The sequence below is a fragment of the Veronia nyctiphanis genome (assembly GCF_004116385.1).
GTDB classification, from domain to species: domain Bacteria; phylum Pseudomonadota; class Gammaproteobacteria; order Enterobacterales; family Vibrionaceae; genus Veronia; species Veronia nyctiphanis.
On record NZ_PEIB01000006.1, the window covers coordinates 140707 to 163684 of the forward strand.

The 22978-nt window shown below is 47.3% G+C and carries 15 protein-coding genes and 4 pseudogenes; 7 read left to right on the forward strand and 12 right to left on the reverse strand.

Annotated features, from left to right (window positions below):
• Window positions 1-17: 17 nt before the first annotated feature.
• The 5 genes and pseudogenes from CS022_RS07405 to CS022_RS07425 all read right to left on the reverse strand — a co-directional run bounded on the left by CS022_RS07405 (window position 18) and on the right by CS022_RS07425 (window position 6491).
• The gene (locus CS022_RS07405) at window positions 18-1406 is read right to left on the reverse strand and encodes an HlyD family type I secretion periplasmic adaptor subunit (RefSeq protein WP_129121755.1); all 1389 of its coding nucleotides are present in this window, start codon (window positions 1404-1406) and stop codon (window positions 18-20) included.
• Window positions 1403-3580: pseudogene (locus tag CS022_RS07410) on the reverse strand (type I secretion system permease/ATPase). Before CS022_RS07410 ends, CS022_RS07405 begins: the two are co-directional and overlap by 4 nt.
• Before the next feature lie 66 nt (window positions 3581-3646).
• Window positions 3647-4933 carry a calcium-binding protein gene (locus CS022_RS07415; protein ID WP_129121756.1) on the reverse strand — a complete coding sequence of 429 codons (1287 nt, stop codon included), beginning with the start codon at window positions 4931-4933 and terminating at the stop codon, window positions 3647-3649.
• Between the two features lie 74 nt (window positions 4934-5007).
• The gene (locus CS022_RS07420; protein WP_328590330.1) at window positions 5008-5331 is read right to left on the reverse strand and encodes an immunoglobulin-like domain-containing protein; all 324 of its coding nucleotides are present in this window, start codon (window positions 5329-5331) and stop codon (window positions 5008-5010) included.
• The gene (locus CS022_RS07425) at window positions 5328-6491 is read right to left on the reverse strand and encodes a retention module-containing protein (protein ID WP_129121758.1); all 1164 of its coding nucleotides are present in this window, start codon (window positions 6489-6491) and stop codon (window positions 5328-5330) included. The genes CS022_RS07420 and CS022_RS07425 overlap by 4 nt, the downstream gene beginning before the upstream one ends.
• A gap of 453 nt (window positions 6492-6944) precedes the next feature.
• Between CS022_RS07425 and prfC the strand changes: the two are divergent.
• From prfC to CS022_RS07450, 5 genes and pseudogenes are all read left to right on the forward strand, one after another.
• Window positions 6945-8532: pseudogene (gene prfC, locus CS022_RS07430) on the forward strand (peptide chain release factor 3).
• 235 nt (window positions 8533-8767) lie between these two features.
• On the forward strand, window positions 8768-9442 hold the full coding sequence (locus CS022_RS07435; protein WP_235869315.1) for a TatD family hydrolase: 675 nt from the start codon (window positions 8768-8770) through the stop codon (window positions 9440-9442).
• Between the two features lie 197 nt (window positions 9443-9639).
• On the forward strand, window positions 9640-10908 hold the full coding sequence (locus CS022_RS07440; protein WP_129121759.1) for a NupC/NupG family nucleoside CNT transporter: 1269 nt from the start codon (window positions 9640-9642) through the stop codon (window positions 10906-10908).
• Between the two features lie 368 nt (window positions 10909-11276).
• On the forward strand, window positions 11277-12062 hold the full coding sequence (deoC, locus tag CS022_RS07445) for a deoxyribose-phosphate aldolase (RefSeq protein ID WP_129121760.1): 786 nt from the start codon (window positions 11277-11279) through the stop codon (window positions 12060-12062).
• A gap of 224 nt (window positions 12063-12286) precedes the next feature.
• Window positions 12287-13506: pseudogene (locus tag CS022_RS07450) on the forward strand (phosphopentomutase).
• An 84-nt stretch (window positions 13507-13590) separates the two neighbouring features.
• Here the strand turns inward: CS022_RS07450 and CS022_RS27220 are convergent.
• Both CS022_RS27220 and CS022_RS27225 read right to left on the reverse strand, forming a co-directional pair.
• Entirely contained in the window at window positions 13591-13818 is a 228-nt protein-coding gene (locus tag CS022_RS27220; RefSeq protein ID WP_268967879.1) for a hypothetical protein, read from the reverse strand.
• Window positions 13819-13859: 41 nt separating this feature from the next.
• On the reverse strand, window positions 13860-14204 hold the full coding sequence (locus tag CS022_RS27225) for an AhpA/YtjB family protein (RefSeq protein ID WP_268967877.1): 345 nt from the start codon (window positions 14202-14204) through the stop codon (window positions 13860-13862).
• A gap of 224 nt (window positions 14205-14428) precedes the next feature.
• Between CS022_RS27225 and serB the strand changes: the two are divergent.
• Window positions 14429-15402, forward strand: a pseudogene (gene serB / locus CS022_RS07460) (phosphoserine phosphatase).
• Here the strand turns inward: serB and CS022_RS07465 are convergent.
• The 3 genes from CS022_RS07465 to CS022_RS07475 form a co-directional block, all read right to left on the reverse strand.
• The gene (locus CS022_RS07465; RefSeq protein ID WP_129121761.1) at window positions 15381-17351 is read right to left on the reverse strand and encodes a PilZ domain-containing protein; all 1971 of its coding nucleotides are present in this window, start codon (window positions 17349-17351) and stop codon (window positions 15381-15383) included. The pseudogene serB and the gene CS022_RS07465 sit on opposite strands and share 22 nt — an antisense overlap.
• Before the next feature lie 440 nt (window positions 17352-17791).
• Window positions 17792-18190 carry a hypothetical protein gene (locus tag CS022_RS07470; protein ID WP_129121762.1) on the reverse strand — a complete coding sequence of 133 codons (399 nt, stop codon included), beginning with the start codon at window positions 18188-18190 and terminating at the stop codon, window positions 17792-17794.
• Window positions 18191-18321: 131 nt separating this feature from the next.
• Window positions 18322-19755: a PilZ domain-containing protein gene (locus CS022_RS07475; protein ID WP_129121763.1), complete on the reverse strand. Its 1434-nt coding sequence runs from the start codon at window positions 19753-19755 to the stop codon at window positions 18322-18324.
• 115 nt (window positions 19756-19870) lie between these two features.
• On the opposite strand from CS022_RS07475, the gene radA reads away from it, so the two are divergent.
• A complete protein-coding gene (gene radA, locus CS022_RS07480; RefSeq protein WP_129121764.1) occupies window positions 19871-21253 on the forward strand; it encodes a DNA repair protein RadA in 1383 nt (460 codons plus the stop codon).
• 82 nt (window positions 21254-21335) lie between these two features.
• Here radA and CS022_RS07485 read toward each other — a convergent pair whose 3' ends face one another.
• On the reverse strand, window positions 21336-22307 hold the full coding sequence (locus CS022_RS07485) for a peptidoglycan DD-metalloendopeptidase family protein (RefSeq protein ID WP_408057224.1): 972 nt from the start codon (window positions 22305-22307) through the stop codon (window positions 21336-21338).
• A gap of 235 nt (window positions 22308-22542) precedes the next feature.
• On the reverse strand, window positions 22543-22914 hold the full coding sequence (locus CS022_RS07490; RefSeq protein ID WP_129121765.1) for a PilZ domain-containing protein: 372 nt from the start codon (window positions 22912-22914) through the stop codon (window positions 22543-22545).
• Window positions 22915-22978: the final 64 nt, after the last annotated feature.

The window sequence follows — 22978 nt, forward strand, 5'->3', positions numbered from 1 at the left end:
CTCCTGGTGGTGTAGCATCAACGTTCCCTTAGGGCGGATTCCTTCGCTCGTAGGATCGGGTTTAACAGATATTCAAGGACAGTGCGTTTACCGGTAATGATGTCAACGCTGGTGGTCATTCCGGGAATAATTTGCATGTTGTTGTTTGAGGATTCAGATGTTTTACGCTTGAAAGCTGACGCATCCGTGCTGATCCGCACGATGTAGAAGCTGTTTCCCTCTTCATCGGTTGTGGTATCTGCGCTGATGTGGTCAAGCGTGCCTGTCAGACCGCCATAGCGGGTAAAATCGTAAGCGGTCACCTTCACCACAGCTTCAAGGCCGGGGCGAAGAAACGCGATGTCTTTAGGGTTGATTTTGGCTTCAACCAGCAACTTGTCTTCCGACGGGACGATTTCCATTACATCTTCACCGGGCCTGACCACGCCGCCTTCGGTGTTGAAATAAATCGTTTTCACTTTGCCTGTTACCGGGGCGCGTACCAGCGCTCTGTTCACTTTGTCTGAGGTGCCGACGCGGGCCTCGACAATACGTGCCAGACGCGTCTCTGACTCATCAAGCTCCGCACGGGCTGCACTGATAAAGGTTTGTGCGTGCTCAATACGTGTGATCTCAGCTTCTTCAATAGCGGCGATAAGGCGAGGCTTTTGCAGCTTCATCGTCTGTATTTCGCCTGAGATGTCGCTTTCCTGACGCTTACGCTGAATCTGATTAATTTCAGGCTCTATGCCTCTTTTCACCATGGGTTCAGCGATCGCAATTTCTTCTCTTATGCTCTTGAGGCTTTTTGTCAGTGTTTTCAGCTTGGTATCGACTTCTCTGATTTGAATACGTTTTTGCTTTATTTGCTTATCACTGATCGCAAGCTTAGTTTTGAGTTGTTTAAGACGGCTTTCGTATTCCTGTTGTTGTCTGGCAACCAGTTTTGGTTGCTCTTTTACCAACGCCTCATTGAAGACCACCTCAGTAATTGAGATTGAAATATCCCGTCCGCCGCCCTTTTTGTCAGCGATAACAATACTATCGAGCTCAAAATTTATTCTGGTGATATTGGCTTGAAGGCTGTCTTTCTCTTCGTCTTGCTGCGCCAAGTCAGATTGCACACGGGTATCATCGATAACCGCAACGACCTGGCCTTTCTTGACGGCGTCGCCTTCACGCACCAACATCTCTTCCAATACGCCGCCATCGAGACTTTGAATAGTCTGAATCTTTGAAGAGGGGATAACTTTGCCAGAGCCACGGGTTACCTGGTCAAGGCTCGCAAAATGCGCCCAAATCAACATCACCACGAAAAAGGCGAACACGCCCCAGATGACGATGCGATATTGAACGGGGGATGTGCTGAGAATGGCGCCATAAATGTCGTCTGCCATCTCAATATCTTTGGCATATTTACGCTTCATGCTGGCTCTCCCTGACGCTGCCTACCTTGTAACTGAGCCAGTACTTTTTCTTTGGGACCATCAAGGACCACTTTTCCCTTATCTACCACAATGATGCGGTCAACCAGCTCGAGCAGGTTGTTTTTATGGGTGATCATCACAAGCGTTCTGTCTTTTGACGCAAATTGCATCGATTTGATAAAGCGCTGCTCTGCGGGGGCATCAAGGTTAGACGTCGGCTCATCCATGATAAGCAAGGGGGATCGTTAAGCAGTGCGCGGGCAAGTGCGATAGATTGACGTTGGCCGCGAGACAATGCCTCACCACGCTCTCCCACTTGTTTGTCGAGCCCTTCGTTATCGTCGGCTGTAAATGCCTCGATACCTGAGAGCTGAATAGCGCGAATCAACTGATGCTCGGTCACCTGACGGGTACCGAACATAATATTTTCTCGGATGGTGCCGTTAAAGAGCGTGATGTCTTGTGCGAGATAGCCAACATTACGACGAAGATCGGCAGGGTGTATTTGTTTACTGTCGATGCCATCGAAGCTCAGGTTGCCCTGTGAGGGTTGGTAGAGGCCGGCTAGGAGGCGGATCAAGGTCGTTTTCCCGGAACCATTTTTACCAATGATGGCTACCTTTTCGCCTGACTTTATCGACAAGCTACATGGTAGAGTGTAGGCTTCTCGCTCGGCGGATAACAAAATGACAGGTTATGAAGTTGAATATCACCATTAAGGCGCGAGCGGCTTATCAGTTGTCCTTTATCGCTGTATTCGTTTTCCTGCTCCATCAATGTATTGAGCTGGCGCATGCCGGATGCCGTTTGGTTCCAGCGGGTCAACAGGCCCGCCAGTTGCGCCACAGGCTGAATTGCCCTGCTCGAAAGCATCACCGCTGCGATGATCCCACCCATTGAAATGGCATTGTCAGCGACACGGTAAACGCCCAGAACTACGACTGCGACTGAAGCAACTTGAACAATGTAGGAAGCTGTGTAAGAAACGCCATTGGTCAGCTCGCGCACTTTAAGGTTCCACTTCGCTGTATGTGCGGTCATTTGCTGCCAGGTCTTTTGCACGATCCCTTCAGCGATGTTCGATTTTATGCCTTCCAGCGAGCTTAGGGTTTCAATCAAGTGGCCATGGCGCTGACTGGCGTATTTGTTGCTCTCTTCAATGGCGTTACGAAGTTTGCGTTGAACAGCAAAGGTGTAAGCCAGAATAACTATCGCAGCGGCGAGCGGTATCATGGCTAAATCACCAGCGACAACAAAGATCACCGAGATGAAAAACAGCGCAAACGGCAAGTCTACAAAGGCGGTAACGGTGGCCGAGGTCAGCATTTCTCGAATCCCTCGAAGTCGCCAAGTTGTTTTGCCATTACGCCAACGCTGCCCGCCCGCTTTTCAAGCGGAATACCGACGGCCTGCGCGAAGAGCTTTGAAGACACCACGATATCGATTTTCTTACCCGCAGCATCAATCAAATGAGAGCGCATCTTCTTCATCAAAAAGTCGAAGCAAAAGACAAAGAAAGCCCCGAACGCCAACACCCACAAAGAATCAAAAGCCAAGTTGGGCACAATTTTGTCGTAGACATTCATGACAAAAAGTGGGGATACCAGCGCGAACAGGTTAACCAACACCGAGGCAATCATGGCGTCTTTGTAAAAGGGGGCCGCATCGCGCACTGACTGCCAGAACCAGTGGCGTTCGCTACTGTGGTGGTGGAGCTCTATACCACTGTCTTTTCGAAACTGCTCCTTCACTAAGAAGGTGTAGCCCGAATATAACGACTCCAGTGTATCAATCGACATCGTCAATTCACCGCCATTTTCAGGCAACTGAACGGTGGCTTCTTCGTTATCGAAATCAAGCTTACGCAGCAGACATGCTTTATGGTCTTTTAGCAACAGCACGCAGGGCAATAAAATGTCCGGCAAGGACGAAAGATCACGCAGTGAGAGCTTCGCGGCAAGGCCTGCACGACTGGCGGCCTGCGGGAATAAATCAGGTGTCAGCACCGCATCCTGCATGGGCAGGCCAACAGTGAGAGCATCACCTGAACAGGGAGAGCCATAGTGCTCGGTTAACAATACCAAACAGTCAAGCAAAGGGTCTTCCACTGCCTTGGTGGCTGCAGAAATACGCCATTGTCTTGGCTTTTGTTCGGTAACAACTGCATCCGTCACGGGTGTATCTCCTGAATAAAAAGAAAGGGCGACGACCGGAAGGCCTCGCCCTTAGGGGTTAAGATGCTAGTCGATGAAGTCCAGCTTAATTTCAGGCGCGGTCTGAGCAGTGGTATCGCTGTCAGTGACAGTCAGCGTCGCTTCTTTACCATTGATCAATGTGTTAATCACGATGCCTTGCGAGATATCGCCATTTACGCCTTCCAGCACAATCGACTGATCGATATCGCCATCATTGTCGGTATCGAAATTCAGCGTCAAGGTGTCTCCCGCAAATTCGGCAGAGATATCACTTGGTGACTCTTCATCTGCGGTGTAATTAACCAAATTGCCCAAGTCGAGGGTGTCGACTTCATTGTCGCTGTTGTCATTGTCAAACTTGACGATGATGTCAGTGGAAAGAAGGCTTGCGATAACATCGTCCATTGAGAACACGAAGGTATCGTTACCCGCATCACCGCGCATTATGTCATCGCCTGAACCGCCGATGATGGTATCGTCACCGCTGCCACCTCGGAGGAAGTCATCATCTTCACCACCGTCAAGGTAGTCATTACCACTACCGCCAGAGATTAGGTCGACATCCGCCTCACCAAAAATCGAATCATTTCCCTGACCGCCATGCGCGGCATCAGCCCACGAAGGTGATGTGAAATGTTGTAAAGTATTGTCTTCATTACCGCCCTGAAATAGCTGGCTATCTTCATAAGTCACAAAAAGGCTTGCATCGACGCCTTGCGGTGGAATGTTCTGTTGTTGCCATGAACTTCCGCTTCCCAAGTAAATGGTGTCATTGCCGAGACCTCCTTCAACGTGATCGTTGTCTCCTCCCGTACTGATATAGTCGTTACCATCAATTACAGGATTGTTTGCTCCAGGCTTTAATTCACCGTTAATTGTTACACTTGGTGTTGCGCCATTTGGTGTGGTATGTCCATGTGAAGATGTAACATAGCCGTTGGACATATAAACACTATTGATCCCACCAACGCCTTCGATGATGACATTGTCAAAGTCGCCATCCGAAATGGTAGCAATGCCCGTAGTGTCATTCCCAGTTGTTGCCAGAGTAATATCTGTACTGACGTCAAGTTTAAAGCCTTCATCACCCTCGAATACGCTGTCTTGCATAGTTTGAACCACTACGTTGAAGTTAGTGACTGAACCATTCAAGGTCACAGTGTAAGTGCCGTCACCATTGTCGGTTAGGTTCACACCAGTGAGTGCAGCACCGTTTTCATTGGTCAGGGTGACGCTCTCGATATCACTCAGGTCGGCAGGGTTGGAGCCGTTCCCCGACAGGCCGAAGGTATACTCAACGTTGCCTTTGACTGCGTTCCCGAGCTCGACCACAAAGGTCGCATTGCTGCCTTCGTTTATCTGGCCAGCGTCTGAGACATTAAGGGTCGGACGGTCGTTATCGTCAACTATCTCAGTCTCAATAGCCAGGCCGGGGCCGTCGGGAGTGTTTCAAAGCCGCCGCCCGCGATGGTGCCGACAGAGACGGTGAACACATCATTGTCCGCCGACTCGTCGAGGCTGTCATCCAGGGTGCTGACCGGGAAGGAGACCGTGTTGGAGCCGGCCAGGATAGTGACCGTTTGGGTGACCGGGACCAGATCGCCGCTCTCGGTGGTCTTGTGGCCAACAATGACCTCAATGGTCATGTCGGTGTGGGCATTTTCCGACAGGGTCAGGGTGTAGCTGGCCTGCTCGCCTTCGGTGACCGTGGTGTCACCGGTGAGGGTCAGGGTCGGGCCCTCTGNNNGCTGGCCTGCTCGCCTTCGGTGACCGTGGTGTCACCGGTGAGGGTCAGGATAGGAGCATCGCTGTCATCCGTGACGGTGACATTGGCAGTGGCCGCGGTGTTCAGGGTTTCATAGTTACCGCCGGTGGTGCCCGTGACAGACAGCGACTCGGTGGTGGTGCCCTGCGTGTAAGCGTCGTCCGGGCGTGCCGGGGTGTAGTTCAAGGTGACCGCGCTCTGGCCTTGCGGGATGGTGACCACCTGACCGTTACTGAGGGTGACCTCCAGATCCGAGCCTTGTGGTGGATTGGTCACGGCGACGGTCAGCTGCAGGGTGCCGCCTTCAGTGACGGTGTTGGCGCTGAGGCCCAGGGTCAGGGTGCTGGCATCGCTGTCATCCGTGACGGTATTGTTGACGGTGCCTTCGAACGTTACTGCCTCGAAACTGTTGGCCGACACGTTGTTGATGCTGACCGAGAGGTTATCATCGCTCTGGGTATACAGGTCATCGGCCCGTACATTGACGTCGACAGAGCCAGTGAGGTCGCCAGCTTTAATGGTGACGGTTTCGTTATTGCTAAGGGTAATCGTGATGTCTTCATTGGCCGCAGCGCTGAGGGTCACGGTGTAGGTGATCTGTCCGCCTTCGGTGATATCGTTACCGTTAGTTGCTGAGCTGAGTATGAACGTGGCAGTCTCGCTCGTTTCTTCTGCAATATTCTGCGGCACATATTCAAGTGCATCTTTTCCTAACGTCTTTTCATTAGACAGATCTGCCACTGAATCGAAGCCTGTTTCAACACTTGTTTCGCTGGAATTTCTCTCGATTGAGGTTGCGCCCCATGAGCCTGTCCCTTGGCTGTTACCTGCTGCTGTTGCTTCGAGGACTTGAGTTGGATCCTCTCCGGAAGCAATCAATGCTTGAATGGCATCGATTTCGCTGGCGAGTTCTTCGTCGAGCGATACTGGCGTCTCTTCTATTTCAACGGATGAGCCGTCTTCATATATAAGGTTTGGATTTGCATCCCCCTCAACCTGTAACTCTGCGCCAGCCGGGAGTGTTACGGCTTCTTCGAGAGGTAGTTTTTTACCGTCGACGATGACAAATGCTTGCTCGCCGGAAGAGATCACGTTGGCTTGTTGCGTCAGAGTTACTTTTTTCATCGTTATAAATCTTTTGGTCAGTGGGTGAGCGATGTCTTATTGATAACTTTGGAGTCTATAGAGGGGTATTCAGAAGATTTGACTTTATGTTTATTTATGAGACATAAATCTCTTTAATAATACTTGATTGCGATGTTTTTCTTTTTTTAGTCGACTTAGATCTCCTGATTGAGCTACCTTTTGTCACTAAAATGTAATCATTAACGCCTTTATTTTGACTGTTAGGACATAGATCCAGCATTTGTATGAAATAATTGAAACGTTCAATTGCAGTTTGTGTTGGTTTCATATCCTGATTATTTAAGAGATAAGTAACAAGATCACAGCGTGGAGTGTTTTGTCCAGAATATTACTCTGTTGAGGTAAGGATTGGACGATAATGTCCAGTTACGATTTTTTGTCATTTAAAGTAGAATCCCTTGCAGTTTTTACACCAACTAGAAGAACCCAAGAATGTCGAACTCTCCTCTACAGCAACAAGTCGATAAGCGACGCACGTTTGCTATTATTTCTCACCCTGATGCAGGTAAGACCACAATCACTGAAAAGGTACTGTTGTTCGGACAGGCGATTCAGACTGCGGGTACGGTAAAAGGTCGTGGCTCAAATCAACATGCGAAGTCTGACTGGATGGAGATGGAGAAGGAAAGGGGTATCTCGGTGACTACGTCAGTGATGCAGTTTCCTTATAACGATTGTCTTGTAAACCTGCTTGATACGCCGGGACACGAAGATTTCTCTGAGGATACTTACCGCACCCTGACTGCCGTTGACTCATGTCTGATGGTGATTGATGCTGCAAAAGGTGTCGAGGATCGTACCCGTAAGCTTATGGAAGTCACGCGTCTGCGCGATACGCCGATTGTGACTTTCATGAATAAGCTGGACCGCGATATCCGCGACCCTATGGAGCTGCTTGATGAAGTTGAGAGTGAGCTGAATATTGCTTGTGCGCCAGTATCATGGCCGATTGGCTGTGGTAAAGAGTTCAAAGGTGTTTACCACATCCACCGTGACGAAACGATTTTGTATTCAACGGGTCAGGGACACACTATTCAGGACATTCGTACCATTAAAGGTTTAGATAACGCTGAACTCGATGAAGCGGTTGGTGAAAGCCTTGCGGAGCAACTGCGTGAAGAGCTGGAACTGGTAATGGGTGCATCACATGAATTTGATCGTGAGCTTTTCCTTAGCGGTGAACTGACGCCTGTGTTCTTTGGTACGGCATTGGGTAACTTTGGTGTTGACCATATGCTTGATGGTCTGACTGCTTGGGCACCAAAACCTCTGCCTCGTCAGACTAATGAGCGTGAAGTGACCTCTGAAGAAGAGAAGTTCTCAGGCTTCGTCTTTAAGATTCAGGCCAACATGGATCCGAAGCACCGTGACCGCATTGCTTTCATGCGTGTGGTCTCAGGTAAGTATGATCAGGGCATGAAGATGAAGCATGTCCGTCTTGGTAAAACTGTGTCTATTTCTGATGCGGTAACCTTTATGGCGGGTGATCGCACGCGGGCTGCTGAGGCATTTGCAGGTGACATCATCGGTCTTCATAACATGGTACGATTCAAATTGGTGATACCTTTACGCAGGGCGAGGAACTGAAGTTCTCTGGTATTCCTAACTTTGCACCTGAATTATTCCGTCGTATTCGTCTAAAAGATCCGCTAAAGCAAAAGCAACTTCTGAAAGGTTTGGTCCAGTTATCTGAAGAAGGTGCTGTGCAGGTGTTCCGTCCGTTACAAACCAATGATTTGATTGTTGGTGCGGTCGGTGTGCTGCAGTTCGATGTGGTTGTTGCGCGTCTTAAAGCGGAATACAACGTGGAAGCCATTTATGAGCCGATTAATGTTGCCACGGCCCGTTGGTTGAATGTGATGACGCGAAGAAGCTGGATGAGTTTCAACGTAAGAGTCAGTCAAGCCTGGCATTAGATGGTGGTGACAACCTGACTTACATTGCATCAACCATGGTGAATTTGCGTCTGACTGAAGAGCGTTTCCCTGATGTGCGCTTTAGAGCGACCCGCGAACACTAAGATTCGTCGATAAACAATCATGATAAAGTAAGCCGTCGATTTCGACGGCTTTTTTGTCTTTAATATAGTTACTAAGTTAAGATCTGGGACATCTAATGAAGGTGTTGATTGTTTGGGGCTTTCTTTGATGGAACGTTTCTATGTATTTTGATAGCCATTGCCATTTTGATTTTTCGCCCTTCTCAGAAGACCCCGAAGCATGGCTTGAACGTGTTTGTGATGCGGGCGTTAAAGGATGATTATTCCCTCAGTGGCTGTGAGTAACTGGAAGCAAATCGAAGCGTTGGCCGAGTTATCTTCAACTGTCTTCTTTGCACTTGGCCTTCACCCCGTTTGGCAGGACGAGCATCAGGATGACGTTATTGCCATGCTGGACGATGCATTATCAGAAAAACACAGTCAATGTGTTGCTGTGGGTGAGTGTGGGCTGGATTTTGCAATGGAAGGCGCTGATAGAGATAAGCAGGTTGATTTGTTGGAAAAGCAGCTCGCTTTATCCATCAAATACGACTTGCCTGTTATTTTACATTGTCGTAAGGCACACAATGAATTGCTGCAGATTTTAAATAAGTTTCCCGAGAGTCGAGGTGTCCTTCACGCTTTTAGCGGCAGCTATGAGCTGGGTATGAATTACATAAAAAGAGGCTTTTTCCTTGGAATTGGTGGCACCATTACCTATCCGCGAGCGAATAAAACCCGTCATGCAGTGAGTAAGTTCTCACTTGAACATTTATTGTTAGAAACAGATTCTCCAGATATGCCAGTCAATGGTTGCCAGGGACAAGCCAATTCTCCCGATAAAATTGTCGATATTTGCCGCGAGTTGTCGTCATTAAAACATGTAGAACCTGATGAAATTGCCTGCAAAACTTTCCTTAATGTCCAGAATTTATTTGAATTGAACACGTAATCTTCGTCGCATACGTAAACGTTTGCGTCTTCAATATTCCATTTATCTGGATCTAAATCACTATTTAATATTTTTTACATGTCAATTTTCACCAAAAGAGTGATCTTGGTATTCCTCAATATCATGTGCTGTGCGTATAATCGCCGCCGAAATTTTCCCCTTAATCGAAATTCGAACTAAAAAGGAAGCCATAAACCATGAGCCTGTTTATGAGCGTGATCGGTATGGTCGTACTGCTAGGTCTGGCACTACTTCTTTCCGATAACCGCAAAGCAATAAATATTCGCACAGTAGGTGGTGCTTTTGCTATTCAGTTTATTCTGGGTGGTTTTATTCTGTTTGTTCCAGCCGGGCAGGCAGTGCTGAACGGTATGTCCATCGGTATACAAAGCGTCATTGACTACGGTAACGATGGTATCCGCTTCTTGTTTGGTAGCTTGGTCGATGACTCAGTACAAGGTATTGGATTTATCTTCGCGTTTAAGGTTTTGCCTACCGTTGTCTTCTTCTCTGCGTTGATCAGCGTGCTGTATTACCTTGGCATTATGCAGTTTGTTATCCGTATTTTAGGTGGTGCCCTTCGCAAGGTTCTCGGCACTTCTCATGCGGAATCAATGTCTGCAACTGCAAACATTTTTGTTGGTCAGACGGAAGCGCCTCTGGTTGTTCGCCCATACGTATCCAAAATGACCCAGTCTGAATTATTTGCTGTAATGTGTGGTGGTTTGGCTTCTGTCGCCGGTGGTGTTATGGCAGGCTACGCAGCAATGGGTGTTCCTCTGGAATACTTAATCGCAGCATCTTTCATGGCGGCACCAGGTGGTCTGCTGTTCGCGAAAATCATCAAACCTGAGACGCAAGAGCCTGTTGAGCAGCTTAAAGGTGACGATGAAGATGAAGACAAGCCAGCAAACGTTATTGATGCTGCGGCAAGTGGCGCATCTTCGGGTATGCAACTGGCACTAAACATTGGTGCAATGCTCCTCGCCTTTATTGGTTTGATTGCATTAATTAACGGTATGTTGTCGAGTGTTGGCGGTTGGTTTGATCTCGAAAACCTTACTTTGCAGTGGCTGCTTGGAAAAGTTTTCTCACCATTAGCATTTTTGATTGGTGTCCCGTGGGCTGAAGCTGATATCGCTGGTTCCTTTATTGGCCAAAAGCTGATCGTTAATGAATTTATGGCTTACACAGATTTTGTTCCATACGTCGGAGATTCGGCAAAACTCGTTGCTGAAACGGGTCAAATTATGACCGAGAAAACTCAGGCAATCATATCGTTTGCACTGTGTGGTTTTGCTAACCTGTCATCAATCGCCATCTTACTGGGTGGATTGGGTAGCATTGCGCCTTCACGCCGTCATGACATTGCACGTTTTGGTGTCAAGGCTGTGTGTGCGGGCACGCTATCTAACCTGATGAGTGCAACAATTGCAGGCTTCTTCCTGAGCTTAAGTGCTCTGTAATTAGCCTCTGATGAAATGGCGCTGTCGTTGGGCAGCGCCATTTTCGTTTTTTAAGGTTGCACTTTATCTTCATCAAAACACTAAATTATCTTTGATCTCATTGATTGTTATCTCCATACATGAAGTTCCATATTTAGTGTGATCAAACGTAATTTAATTTACACTGGATTCTTTATAATTTTGTTTCCGTCCAGTTACGCGCTGGGTGGATGCCAGCATAGAGTCTGAGGCTCTTTGGCATGCGGCAACATGGACGTTGACTGAAAGAACCCTTTCAGACTTCACGGAACCAAGTCCGCTCATCAGGTTAAGTATTTACAGGATGTAATACTCAGCCAAATGCACAAATCAACCCTGTTGGAGCAATGATGAGCGATAGAAAAGATGTGGCATCGAAAGCATTGATGCTGATGGATTTGACCACGCTAAATGATGATGACACTCCTGAAAAGGTAACTGCACTTTGCGAATCGGCTAAGTCAGTCTTGGGCAACACTGCTGCAGTGTGTATTTACCCCATGTTTATTCCATTAGCCAAAGCGCAGCTCCGCGCTCAAGGCACACCGGATGTGATGGTGGCGACGGTCGTTAACTTTCCTCAAGGCGGGGAAGACATCGACAGGGTGGTTGCTGAAACCCAGAGTGCGATTCTTGCAGGGGCTGATGAAGTCGATGTGGTTTTCCCTTATCGTGCGCTGATGGCCGGTGATGAACGTATTGGCTTTGAGCTCATCCGTAAATGCAAAGCAGTATGTGGCGATAAGGTTCTCAAGGTCATTATTGAAAGTGGAGAGCTGAAAACGCCTAAACTGATAGCGAAAGCGTCAAAAATAGCGATTAACGCTGGCGCTGATTTTATCAAGACATCGACAGGCAAAGTGGCCATAAATGCAACGCCTCAAGCGGCTGAAATCATGCTGGGTGTCATTAAAGAGTTGGGCGTGGAAAAGCGAGTAGGCTTCAAGGCTGCAGGTGGTGTGCGGAGTCTCTCTGACGCAAATATCTACCTTGAACTTGCGACGAAAATTATAGGGCCTGAATGGGCTGACAAAGCGCACTTTCGATTTGGTGCTTCAGGTCTTTTGAATGACCTTTTGGCTGTGCTGGACCATGATTTGGTAACACCTCACAGCGCTAACGAAAGTCACTACTGAGCCCAGATAACAAACTACTTATTCCCGTTAATGTTGGTAGGCAGTCATCAAGCTACTCAGCCAACAGTACGACGACACTGACGGCACCTTATACTCAGGATGAAATGTTAAGGTTTCGTCGGCGAATGCTATTTCGGCCGCAGTGCAATAAACCACGCTGCAGGAAACGCAATGTTGGTATTTTGCTGTTGTTTCGGCCAAGAAGACGTCTGATGGAGGCGATCATGAAACGTGCAATTATTCTTGTCCTTGATTCTTTTGGTATCGGGGCAACGGAAGACGCTGAAAAATTCGGTGATGTGGGTGCCAATACGTTGGGCCATATTGCTAAAGCGTGTGAAAGCGGTGACGCTGACAATGAGGATCGTTCTGGTCTGCTTCGTCTTCCAAATCTCAACCGCCTTGGCTTGGGCAAAGCATGTGAAGAGTCTTCTGGGTATTTCCCTGCGGGCTTGATGCATCTGCGGACATTATTGGTGCGTTTGGTCATGCGAAAGAACTGTCATCAGGCAAAGATACCCCGTCAGGTCACTGGGAAATTGCTGGGGTACCCGTCCTTTTTGATTGGGGCTATTTCACCGACAAAACCAACAGCTTCCCACAAGAGCTGCTTGATCGTATCGTTGAGCGTTCAGGTATCAGTGGCTATTTGGGTAATTGCCATGCTTCAGGCACACAGGTGCTCGATGACTTGGGTGAAGAGCACATGAAAACCGGAAAGCCGATTTTCTATACCTCCGCCGATTCTGTTTTCCAGATTGCCTGCCATGAAGAAACCTATGGATTAGACAACCTCCTTGAACTTTGCCAAATTGTGCGCAAAGAGCTTGAAGACTATAACATCGGCCGTGTTATCGCCCGTCCGTTCGTAGGGCCGTGTAAAGGTCAATTTGAGCGAACAGGTAACCGCCGAGATTTATCTGTTGAGCCACCTTCTGCCACTGTGTTGCAAAAATTGGTGGATGAAAAAGGTGGAGAGGTGATTTCTATCGGTAAGATTGCCGATATATATGCGCATTGCGGTATTACCCAAAAAGTCAAAGCGACAGGCCTTGGCCCTCTGGTTGAAGCAACAAAGGATGCCATGAAAACCGCTGGTGACAACAGCATTGTGTTCACCAACTTCGTGGACTTTGATTCGGCATACGGGCACCGTCGAAATGTGCCTGGCTATGCGGCGGCGCTTGAATACTTTGATGGTCGTTTGCCTGAAATCATGGAAATGCTCGAAGAGGAGGATGTGCTGATCCTGACTGCTGACCATGGCTGTGACCCGACTTGGCCGGGTACTGACCACACTCGCGAGCATATTCCTGTATTAGTGTATGGTAAAAAAATCGGTGCAGGTTCACTGGGTCGTCGTGAGTCTTTTGCTGATATCGGTCAATCTCTGGCGGAGTACTTTGGTACGTCAGACATGGAGTATGGGAAATCGTTCCTGTAACTGCCATCTTTCCAAAAGACGCAATGAAAAAGGACAGCCGAAGCTGTCCTTTTTTGAGCACTGAGCTTTCAACAATCACAAGAGCTATTGTTCTGACTGAATGGTAATCACGGGCCGGGGAGCGCGACTGACACGCCGATAAAAGAGCGTGAAAGACAGCCATGCGCCCGTTGCAACTGAGAGCAGTATCATGGCGCGAACAAGGTTGATGCTTTTATCCAGGCGGTTTGCGGCTTGTTTAATCACACTGCCGTGCTCCAGTGTAATTCGAAGAAAACCGACAACACGATCGGCGTTGATAATGGGCTCCACCAATTGTTGTCTACCAATACTGGTAATAGAAAGTGGCGTGTTCAGCCAGTCAGTTGATCAAGCGGCATCGCAAGGCTGGAGTTAGCGACCATCAGACCTTCTGCGTTATATACGGTGGCATCGAGAATTAGGGGTTCTTCCTGAAGATTGTTGACCAGAAGATCGAGTGTGTCTGTATCCTCGTCTGCCATCGCCGAGACAGCACTGACTGCCATTTGCCGGAGGAAAAGCCTCGCTATGTCCTCGGTCTGGTCGTGAAGCATTTTGTAGTTTCGGTTGTTGAGGTCGTTGCTGTACACAAAAAGTACCATCACAGTGGTCACGCAAATAACGATAACCAATGCCTGCCATAGCCTTCTTAAGCGTGTTTTGTTTATTTGCAGCATAAACCTCTTCCGGCCAGACAACTTCAAGGTCTGGTAGTTTTTTCAATTCAATACACAAGTGTGCGGATAACCTTGCCAAATTTCAACTTACCGATATCGGCAAGCGGTGCCAATGTGTCATTCACACAACGCAATTGATGGATTTGTGGTTAGTTTGTGATGAACCTAGCATCTTGATGGAGCTTGGGTATATAGTAGTGGCTGATTAAACAAGGAAAAATTTCATGGATGCGCTAAAACCTTTTCAACTTCAAAAGCAGGCCCGGCTTTACAAACGTTTCCCTTCATTACGACGCTTCAATCCATTTGCAGTTAAACATGCTGGCTGGATAATCTTCTCTTCCACAATCACTCAAGCCGACATTCAAGATCTTTCCTATCTTGCAGGCGAGAATTATCAGCCAGTTGCTGGTTGGACAGTGGGCGAGCAGACGGTACTTTTGATGCCGAGCACACTGACAGACGAATTGAAGGAAATATGCCAGAGCTTGCGGCTGGATTGCGCATCTGTTGAGTTTTTGCCAGACCTTACACAGCCAGGTATTGCCCTGTTTGATATGGACTCCACCGCGATACAAATCGAATGCATTGATGAGATTGCGACATTGGCTGGAGTGGGTGAGAAGGTTTCTGACATCACTGAACGCGCAATGCAGGGCGAGCTGGATTTTGAACAGAGTCTTCGTGAGCGGGTAAGAGCATTAAAAGGGGCGGATACAGCCATTCTTGAGCAAGTTCGTGAGAGTTTGCCACTGATGCCGGGAATGGCGCAATTGGTTACCAGCCTCAAACAATGTGGTTGGAAGGTTGCCATTGCTTCTGGTGGTTTTACGTGGTTTTCGGATAAGTTAAAGCATGATCTTTCACTGGATTATGCAGAGTCCAACCAGCTTGTTATCGATGGTAATACGCTGACCGGCGAGCTTACGGGCAACATTGTTGATGCAGCAAGAAAAGCGAGGTGTTGCGAGAACTGGCCGTCGATCATGACATTTCTTTAGCAAATACCATTGCGGTTGGAGACGGTGCCAATGATTTAGTCATGATGTCAGCGGCCGGTTTGGGTGTCGCTTATCACGCCAAACCCAAAGTCGTTGAGCAGGCGCAGGTTGCCGTGAGTTTCAGTGATTTGACTGGCGTCATGTGCATACTGTCCGCGTCTCTGATGAAGGCGGGTCAGCTGTCTTTTAGAGGCTGACGGATCTTCAGGGTAGCTCGAAGCAGTACCTCATCGGTAATGTCTGTGAGCTCCCCATAAATACACATCTGATCCATTTCACGCTCGAGTTGCCTCACCTTACTGTTGCTTATCGGATAGAGAGCTTCAAGTTCTTCTCGGTCGGTGCAATCCAACATGCCATTAATCGGTGTGATGGTGTTTCTTACCGCAACAAACTGTCCGTTGCGACGCGCATCAGCGATAAAACCAATACGTTGTTCTACCGAAAGAAAGTCTGCTGGGCTCTTCACCATAATCTTACTCTCCCCACCAAAGTTATATTTCGCAATATAAAATTCTTGGTGAACCGTCTCTTTTTGCCCCCAACGTTTTGTCCGATGCTTTAGGACATCATAAAACTCATTATGGAAAACAGGCTGCGCTGTCATTTTCATGTTGTCTTGCGGACACAGCAGCAGTTGATTGAGAAAACTGTCTAATGAGTTGATGCCAAACGCCCTAAATGACAGTGCGTCACCTTCTCTGGCGATAAAGTAGCGAGTGACGAAAAGGTGCCCAATTAAAATACGCTTGAGAGGCTCATTTATCGATAAATCTTGACCATCGAAAACCTGCGTGATGGTAGAGCGTTCTGTTGAATGGCGGGTAAAAGGCGTTAGATTCTTGATGTTTCTGACATCCAGATCAGATGGAAGATAATCTTTGCTGAATTGGTGCGTAACATCCTGCACTAATGCGATGTGTGATATTGATTGATAGTGTTGAGGCAGCGCCTTTTTCTCGTTGCCGTTGACGTCGTTAAATGCAACTTTAAATACCCGAAAAGAAGCTTTTTCTGCGCCAATCTTACACAGCATTTTTCTATCAGCAGCTGTGAGCTCATGTGAGCCTGCACAGAGGTAATACTTTTTGTCTTTCTGATGTTGGGTGAAGCAATAAAACAATAGCTCCTGTTGACGTTTCAGTTCTTCTAAGCGTTGCGGCAGAAAAAGTTGGTCGAGAAACTGACTGCCAGTATCGTCGTGCCAATACTCCCAAGTTGTGCGATTGGCTTTATTTAAGAAAACTGCCTTTGGTGTATTCCCGGCAAAATAAACGGGGAGTGTTGAAGTATGCCGCACCACCAGATTCTCCAGAGCACGGTTTCTCAGATTCTCTATTTTGTCGTCATTCTCAAAACGTCGTTTCGGCTCTTTTTTATCCAGTTTATTCTGAATCAGTCGTGTCACCGACTCGGTGTCATACGGTGACACGAGTGCCAGTCCAATTGATACCCAATGCGAGCTGTGAGTATCTTCTTTCAGCCGGGTAATGCGATATTTAAAGCCCGATACCTGAGTGGGTGAGCTTGCCTCATTGATTTTTGATTCAAGTTCAACCTGAACAATGTCACCCACCGAAAAACCGAATGCGGATGTCATTTTCAGTTTCAGGCCTGAACGCGAGACGTTGTGCGTCGTACCGTGAACAATCGCCCCATCACTAAGCACCATTCTTACCGGAATTTTTAGGGTGAACCGACTTTCTTTACGAAGAATGTTTTTACCGAATTCAATAAATTGCGCGCGTAGCCATGGAGTATTCGGGCTACTTGCTATGTCTGCTGCGGAATCTCGAATGTTTCGATTATTGTTAGGGAGTGCATACAGCTCTTCATGAAGCCCTTGGGTGAAGTGACCACCATAATCAGCAATGCGTCTGAGGTAGTGATTCAAGGCAATATCATCAATCCAGTTTTGGGTGTCATGTAGGCGGTAAAGGCGACAATCCCCCTGAACTTTTCCTCTTAGGTCCAACTGTTTATTGCAAGGTTTCATCAAGCGTTTGAGTTCTATTTTTATGATGAGCTTTGCAGAGCTGGGCAACTTTCGGGTGGCGTCATGAAGCTTCACATCGAAATCATGTGAATGATAGAAAGGAATAAGTGCCTGAACCTCTTTGTGGTATTCATGCTGTCTGATATTCATTTTATTTTCTGTAGGACGTTAGCTGGCTAAGTCGCTGATTCTGGCGAACAGTGATTAATCTAACACTGTGTACAGCTACTCATGACTATGTAGTGAGTCAATAACGTTAGACTGTAGACAGAGAACCCTTTTTTTTTATTATCAGTTGTCGAGCAATTACTCTTCTTTAGAGTGACTTCATGCTGTCGCTTACAGTGAGGGAAGCGTCAATCATGATTTTTATGGGAGTGTTGTCGGTCATTAAGCGTTTTGAAGGCTGTAACGTCAAGTGGTAAGTCCAGTAACAAGATAATGGTGTGGAGAAATTTAAAAGAATGTGAACATTTAGAAAAAGTTCAAGTCATCTGATGTAACTGATTAATTTATCTTTAATATTCTGCTTATTTATCCACTTCATTCCAATCAAATATTGGCATCACGCGTAAAATGATTGCTGTTCCTCAGTCAGAGTAGCCTGGTTTGCAGGGTATCAGTAGTCTATCGAGAATTTCCTGAGTGATATTGGCCAGCTCACCATAAATACAAATAGAATTAAGCTCTCCCTGAAGCAGGGTGATTTGATTCCTGGATTTGGTCAGCAATGGGCTCAATTCGCGATTATTCGCATAATCGTAAACCCGTCGAACTGGCTGAATACTGCACCTGACCGCAATAAATTGTCCCATTTTTCTGGCATTGATAATGAAATTTTTCTTTTCCTCGTCTGAGGGAAATTCATCATTCAAACGCACTGCTGTTCTGAACGATTGTTTTCCTGATTGAATAATCGCGATGTAGAAATCAATATCACTGAGTGGAGGAGGTGAGTTTTTCTTGGCCGCTTTTTTAATGATTCTCATAAACTCTTCGCGGTATAACGGCTGCAAGGACATACTGCTACTTTTCTTTTTTTCTTTTAGTAGTTGGTTGAGAAAACTATTGTGGCAGTTAATGACAAAGGCATGCGCCATATAAAGTTGATCTTTCTTTCCTATAAAGAACTGGTGGTATCAAAATGATCGATGGCAATTTTTCTCAATAAATCAGCGAAACCTGAATTAATATCTGGGTAGATGGCACTGATTCGTGAGCTGTTGTAAAAACTTCTGCTGTAACCATTAAGTATTGAAGCTTCAGTTTCTGAGCTTGCTGGATGATTAAGGTATTCTCCAGTTTGCTCTGTATCGGTAAGCTCTTGAATCAGTACGACATGACTGAGTGCGGCCATATCGGTGGGGGAATCTTTAAGTTCGTCTTGCTCAATGGTACTGAGCCGCAATCGGAACACCCGCCATGATATTTCGTTCGCTCCCATTTGCCAAAAAAGCTTCTTCTGCTCTTCTGTCAGTTCAACCGATGCCGCGCAAACGTAATATTTTTGATCGTTTTCATAATGACAGAAGCTGTAAAAGATCAGTTCTCGGTTTTCCTTAAGCAGTTTAAGTCGATCTTCGCTAAGGAGTTGGGAAAAAAATTGCTCGCCTTTGTCATTGTGCCAGTAGTTCCATATTCCTGTATTCATCAGGGTCAGCAGCGCGAACCGAATTACGCCAAAGTCTAAAAACAAAGGAAGAGTTGTGGTGTGATTAATTACAGTTTTTTCGAGTGCGCGATGCCGAATATTATCGATTTTGTCGTTACTTTCTTCTGACGGTTTTTGGGTTTTTGAGCGATGTCTTATGTCAATAATTTCATTGATACTGTCGTTGATTTCGCTAATTTTCAGTCCAAGTGTTATGAAATGAGAGCTGTAGCTGTAATCCCGTATCTGAGTGACTTGATAATCAATCCCTGCCTTAAGTTCCGGCAACTCATGGTCTTTTGCCAATTCAGGGAAACACACGCTGACGATATCGCCGACACGATAATCAAATGCTGCTGTTGCTTTGACTTTTAAGCCAGATTGAGAAATATCGAGGGTGTTTCCATGCACGATGGAGCCATCAGACAAAATAATATCTACGGTGGCAAAAAATTTATAGCGGCTTTCTTTTCTTAGAATACCGAAGCCTGATTTGAAATATTCTGCCGACAGTTTGGCTTCAGGTTCGATTTTCTGCTTGTTGGGTTTTAGGAGAACGCTTCTGGTCGTTTGTTTGGGTTGCAACTCTTCCCAAAGACCATTTGTCAGCATACCACCGTAGAATTCAACGCGTTTTCTGTAATGATTGAAGGCCAGATCATCGAGCCAGCATTGGTTGTCATCTATCTCGTATTCTCTCACTTCACCGGGTACACGGCCACGAAGATCAAGTCGCTTGGTGCATGGACTCATCCGGCGATTGATTTCCATCTTGATCATGAAAACTTCTGTCGTCGAATACTTGCTGGATAACGCATCCAGTTTGCTTTCGAAGTCAGGTTTGAGAAAGTGAGGGAGCATCGTCACCACAACATGCTCGTATTTATGCGCGTTACTGGTCATGTTTGATAAACTGATATGCCTTTCTATGAATCTGGGTTTATTTTTTAGTGTAGTTTGTTCTTCATAGATAACAGGGTATTAGGCTTTTTTTTCGACAGCTTATTTCGGAGATTTAATGGCTAAAGCAAAGCGCGCCTACGTTTGTAATGACTGCGGCGCAGATTATCCCCGCTGGCAGGGCCAATGCTCCGCATGTGGCGCTTGGAATACGATTACAGAAGTGCGGCTTGCCGCATCACCTCAGGTCGCCCGCAACGAAAAATACGCGGGATATGCGGGTGCGACAGAAGCCAAGGTACAGACGCTGGAAAGCATCGACTTACAGGAAGTTCCCCGTTTTACCAGTGGCTTCAAAGAGCTGGATCGGGTGTTGGGCGGTGGTATTGTGCCTGGCGCAGCGATTCTAATTGGTGGTAACCCGGGGGCGGGTAAGAGTACCCTTTTGTTACAGACAATGTGCTGGCTTGCCAGCCAGATGCCGACGCTTTATGTCACGGGTGAGGAATCTCTTCAGCAGGTCGCGATGCGTGCCGACCGACTGGGATTGCCCAAAGATCAGCTGAAAATGCTGTCTGAAACCAATGTCGAGACTATCTGTCAGGTTGCCCAGCAGGAAAACCCGAAAATCATGGTCATCGACTCGATTCAGGTGATGCATGTGTCAGATGTTCAGTCTGCACCCGGTAGCGTTGCACAGGTGCGTGAGTCTGCGGCTGCGCTTACCCGCTATGCCAAGCAGCACAATGTGGCGATCTTTATGGTCGGCCATGTGACCAAAGACGGCAGCCTTGCTGGTCCGAAAGTGTTGGAACACTGTATCGACTGTTCGGTGCTTCTCGATGGTTCCAGTGACAGCCGTTTTCGCACCCTCAGAAGCCACAAAAACCGTTTTGGTGCGGTGAACGAGCTGGGCGTATTTGCCATGACAGGGCAGGGGTTGCGTGAAGTAAATAACCCATCGGCGATTTTCCTGAGTCGTGGTGAAGAGGTCACCTCGGGCAGTTCGGTGATGGTGATTTGGGAGGGCACACGCCCGCTATTGGTGGAGTTGCAGGCGTTGGTCGATTACTCACAACTTGCTAATCCGCGTCGTGTCACCGTCGGTTTGGATCATAACAGGCTGGCAATGCTGCTCGCGGTACTTCATAAACATGGCGGTATGCAGATGGCGGATCAGGATGTGTTCGTCAACGTGGTTGGTGGGGTAAAAGTCGGCGAAACCAGTGCCGATCTCGCGCTGCTGCTGGCACTTATTTCAAGTTTCCGTGACAGGCCGCTACCTCGCGACCTTGTGGTGTTCGGCGAAGTGGGGCTAGCGGGTGAAATTCGTCCTGTGCCGAGTGGTCAGGAGCGATTGATGGAGGCTTCAAAGCACGGTTTTACCCGCGCTGTTGTCCCTGCTGCCAATGTGCCCAAAGCAGATAAGATAGCAGGCATGAAGGTTTACGGTGTCAGTAAGCTGTCAGAAGCACTGCAAACATTGGATGAGTTTGACTGATCCTGCTTTAATCCTTAATGCCTTGATAGGAAATAAAAAAGCGCCAATTGGCGCTTTTTTAATGGAGAATTCGAAAGTCAATTTACTTCATCGTGACGTCATCGTTCACATACTGCCCTTGAATATCTGACTCCTTGGCCTCGGTATTGTTCTTGGCATATATCGCAGGCGGAGCTGCGGGCGTTGCCGCAGCAACTTGTATGTTGGTTGCCACCATGCCTTCAATGATGTTGATTAGGTTTGCCCAGTCGACTTTCTTTTCCTTTTTAAGCAGCGACTCAAAGCTGTCGGGTGTCCATGACATAAAGTACGCAGGGTTTAACGCGCGCCCGACAAACCGCACCTCATAGTGCAGGTGTGGTCCGGTAGACAGCCCGGTATTGCCTGTCCACGCAATCAAATCACCCTTTCGGACAAACTGCCCCAGTTTAACGTTAAATTTCTCGAGGTGTGCATAGAGCGTCATAAACCCGAAAGCGTGGCCAATTTTCAGCACATTGCCGTAACCCGTTTTGCGATTATTTCTTTTGTATTCAACAACGCCGTCAGCAGGTGCATAAATCGGTGTGCCGATATTGGCGGTCAGGTCGAGACCGAGGTGGAATTTATTTTTCCCGGTGACTGGGTGCTTCCGGGCGCCGAACCCGGACGAACGACGGTACTTCTTGATGGGTTCGCCGCTGGGGACTAATTTGAGCATGGTGGCGCGAACTGCTGAGTTCATGGCGGCGGCTTCGATACGTTCGCCAAGCGCCTCGCTGTCGACAATGTCTTTATCTAGGCCCAAAACAACTTCCACGCTTAAAACGCGCTGAGAAAGATAGGTCAGCTCAGTATTTTTTTCCTCAATGACCTGCGCGTGGGCGCTTTCTTTGGCTTCGATAATTTGCTCGTATTCATCCTGCTTTGCTGCAATGATTTCCGCATAGTCGAGCTCAATGTCGTCGATTTGGTCTTCGAGTTGCTGCCGTTGTTCGATCAGCGATTGCCGTTGCATCGCCAGACCTTCGAGTTGGTTTGTCAGTTCGGTTTTTTGCTCAGCAAGGCTTTTCACCGTCATCTCAGCGGTGCTTGAGCGGTGAGTAAGGTAATAAATGGCAGATATACCAAGGGCAATAGAGAGAAAAGAAAACAGAACGGCAAATCCGATAACTTTTCTTTTCGATGGTGATAGAACAAAAAACTTCGACCGTACGGGTGTGAGACGGTGATTCGTATATTATCCGCCATGTCGTCAATGCTCGGTTGTGGTTGTCTATCCCTGACAGAACAACAGAGTTAGCTGTTCATCAGACCTGATCCTTCAAATCGGCCAACTGTGCAAGTTCGCGCTTCAAAAGTTGATGGTCCCCGACATTAAGCTCAATCAAGCGTTTTAGATGACTGACACTATCAATATCCACGTGGTTGATTAGAAACCTCAGGTAGTCATCATCGTCGTTGACCAGCGTGACCTCCATGAAAAGCTCGATATCGGAATCGTGCAGACAAAAATTGATATCAAAAACCGTGTTGTCTGTTTTAGTCCAATTTTCAGGCTTTTTCAGCAGGGCACCTTTTAGCGACAAGTCAAGAATACTTGATATCCATGTATTCTCGTCCTGACATACGCTGGCCTCAACATGATAAACCACTCTGGAGAATTTTCGGCGTTCGCGCATGAGACAATCCTTGAAATCTATATGAACATCGGTTGGTAAAACGATTTGGATAGCTAAAAATTAA

Excerpts from the sequence above, each read along its gene's own strand:
- CS022_RS07405 (WP_129121755.1), bottom strand. The coding sequence starts at position 1,406 with ATGAAGCGTAAATATGCCAAAGATATTGAGATGGCAGACGACATTTAT.
- CS022_RS07435 (WP_235869315.1), top strand. The coding sequence starts at position 8,768 with ATGATTATTCCCTCAGTGGCTGTGAGTAACTGGAAGCAAATCGAAGCG.
- CS022_RS07440 (WP_129121759.1), top strand. The coding sequence starts at position 9,640 with ATGAGCCTGTTTATGAGCGTGATCGGTATGGTCGTACTGCTAGGTCTG.
- deoC (WP_129121760.1), top strand. The coding sequence starts at position 11,277 with ATGAGCGATAGAAAAGATGTGGCATCGAAAGCATTGATGCTGATGGAT.
- CS022_RS27225 (WP_268967877.1), bottom strand. The coding sequence starts at position 14,204 with ATGCTGCAAATAAACAAAACACGCTTAAGAAGGCTATGGCAGGCATTG.
- CS022_RS07465 (WP_129121761.1), bottom strand. The coding sequence starts at position 17,351 with ATGAATATCAGACAGCATGAATACCACAAAGAGGTTCAGGCACTTATT.
- CS022_RS07470 (WP_129121762.1), bottom strand. The coding sequence starts at position 18,190 with ATGAGAATCATTAAAAAAGCGGCCAAGAAAAACTCACCTCCTCCACTC.
- CS022_RS07475 (WP_129121763.1), bottom strand. The coding sequence starts at position 19,755 with ATGACCAGTAACGCGCATAAATACGAGCATGTTGTGGTGACGATGCTC.
- radA (WP_129121764.1), top strand. The coding sequence starts at position 19,871 with ATGGCTAAAGCAAAGCGCGCCTACGTTTGTAATGACTGCGGCGCAGAT.
- CS022_RS07490 (WP_129121765.1), bottom strand. The coding sequence starts at position 22,914 with ATGCGCGAACGCCGAAAATTCTCCAGAGTGGTTTATCATGTTGAGGCC.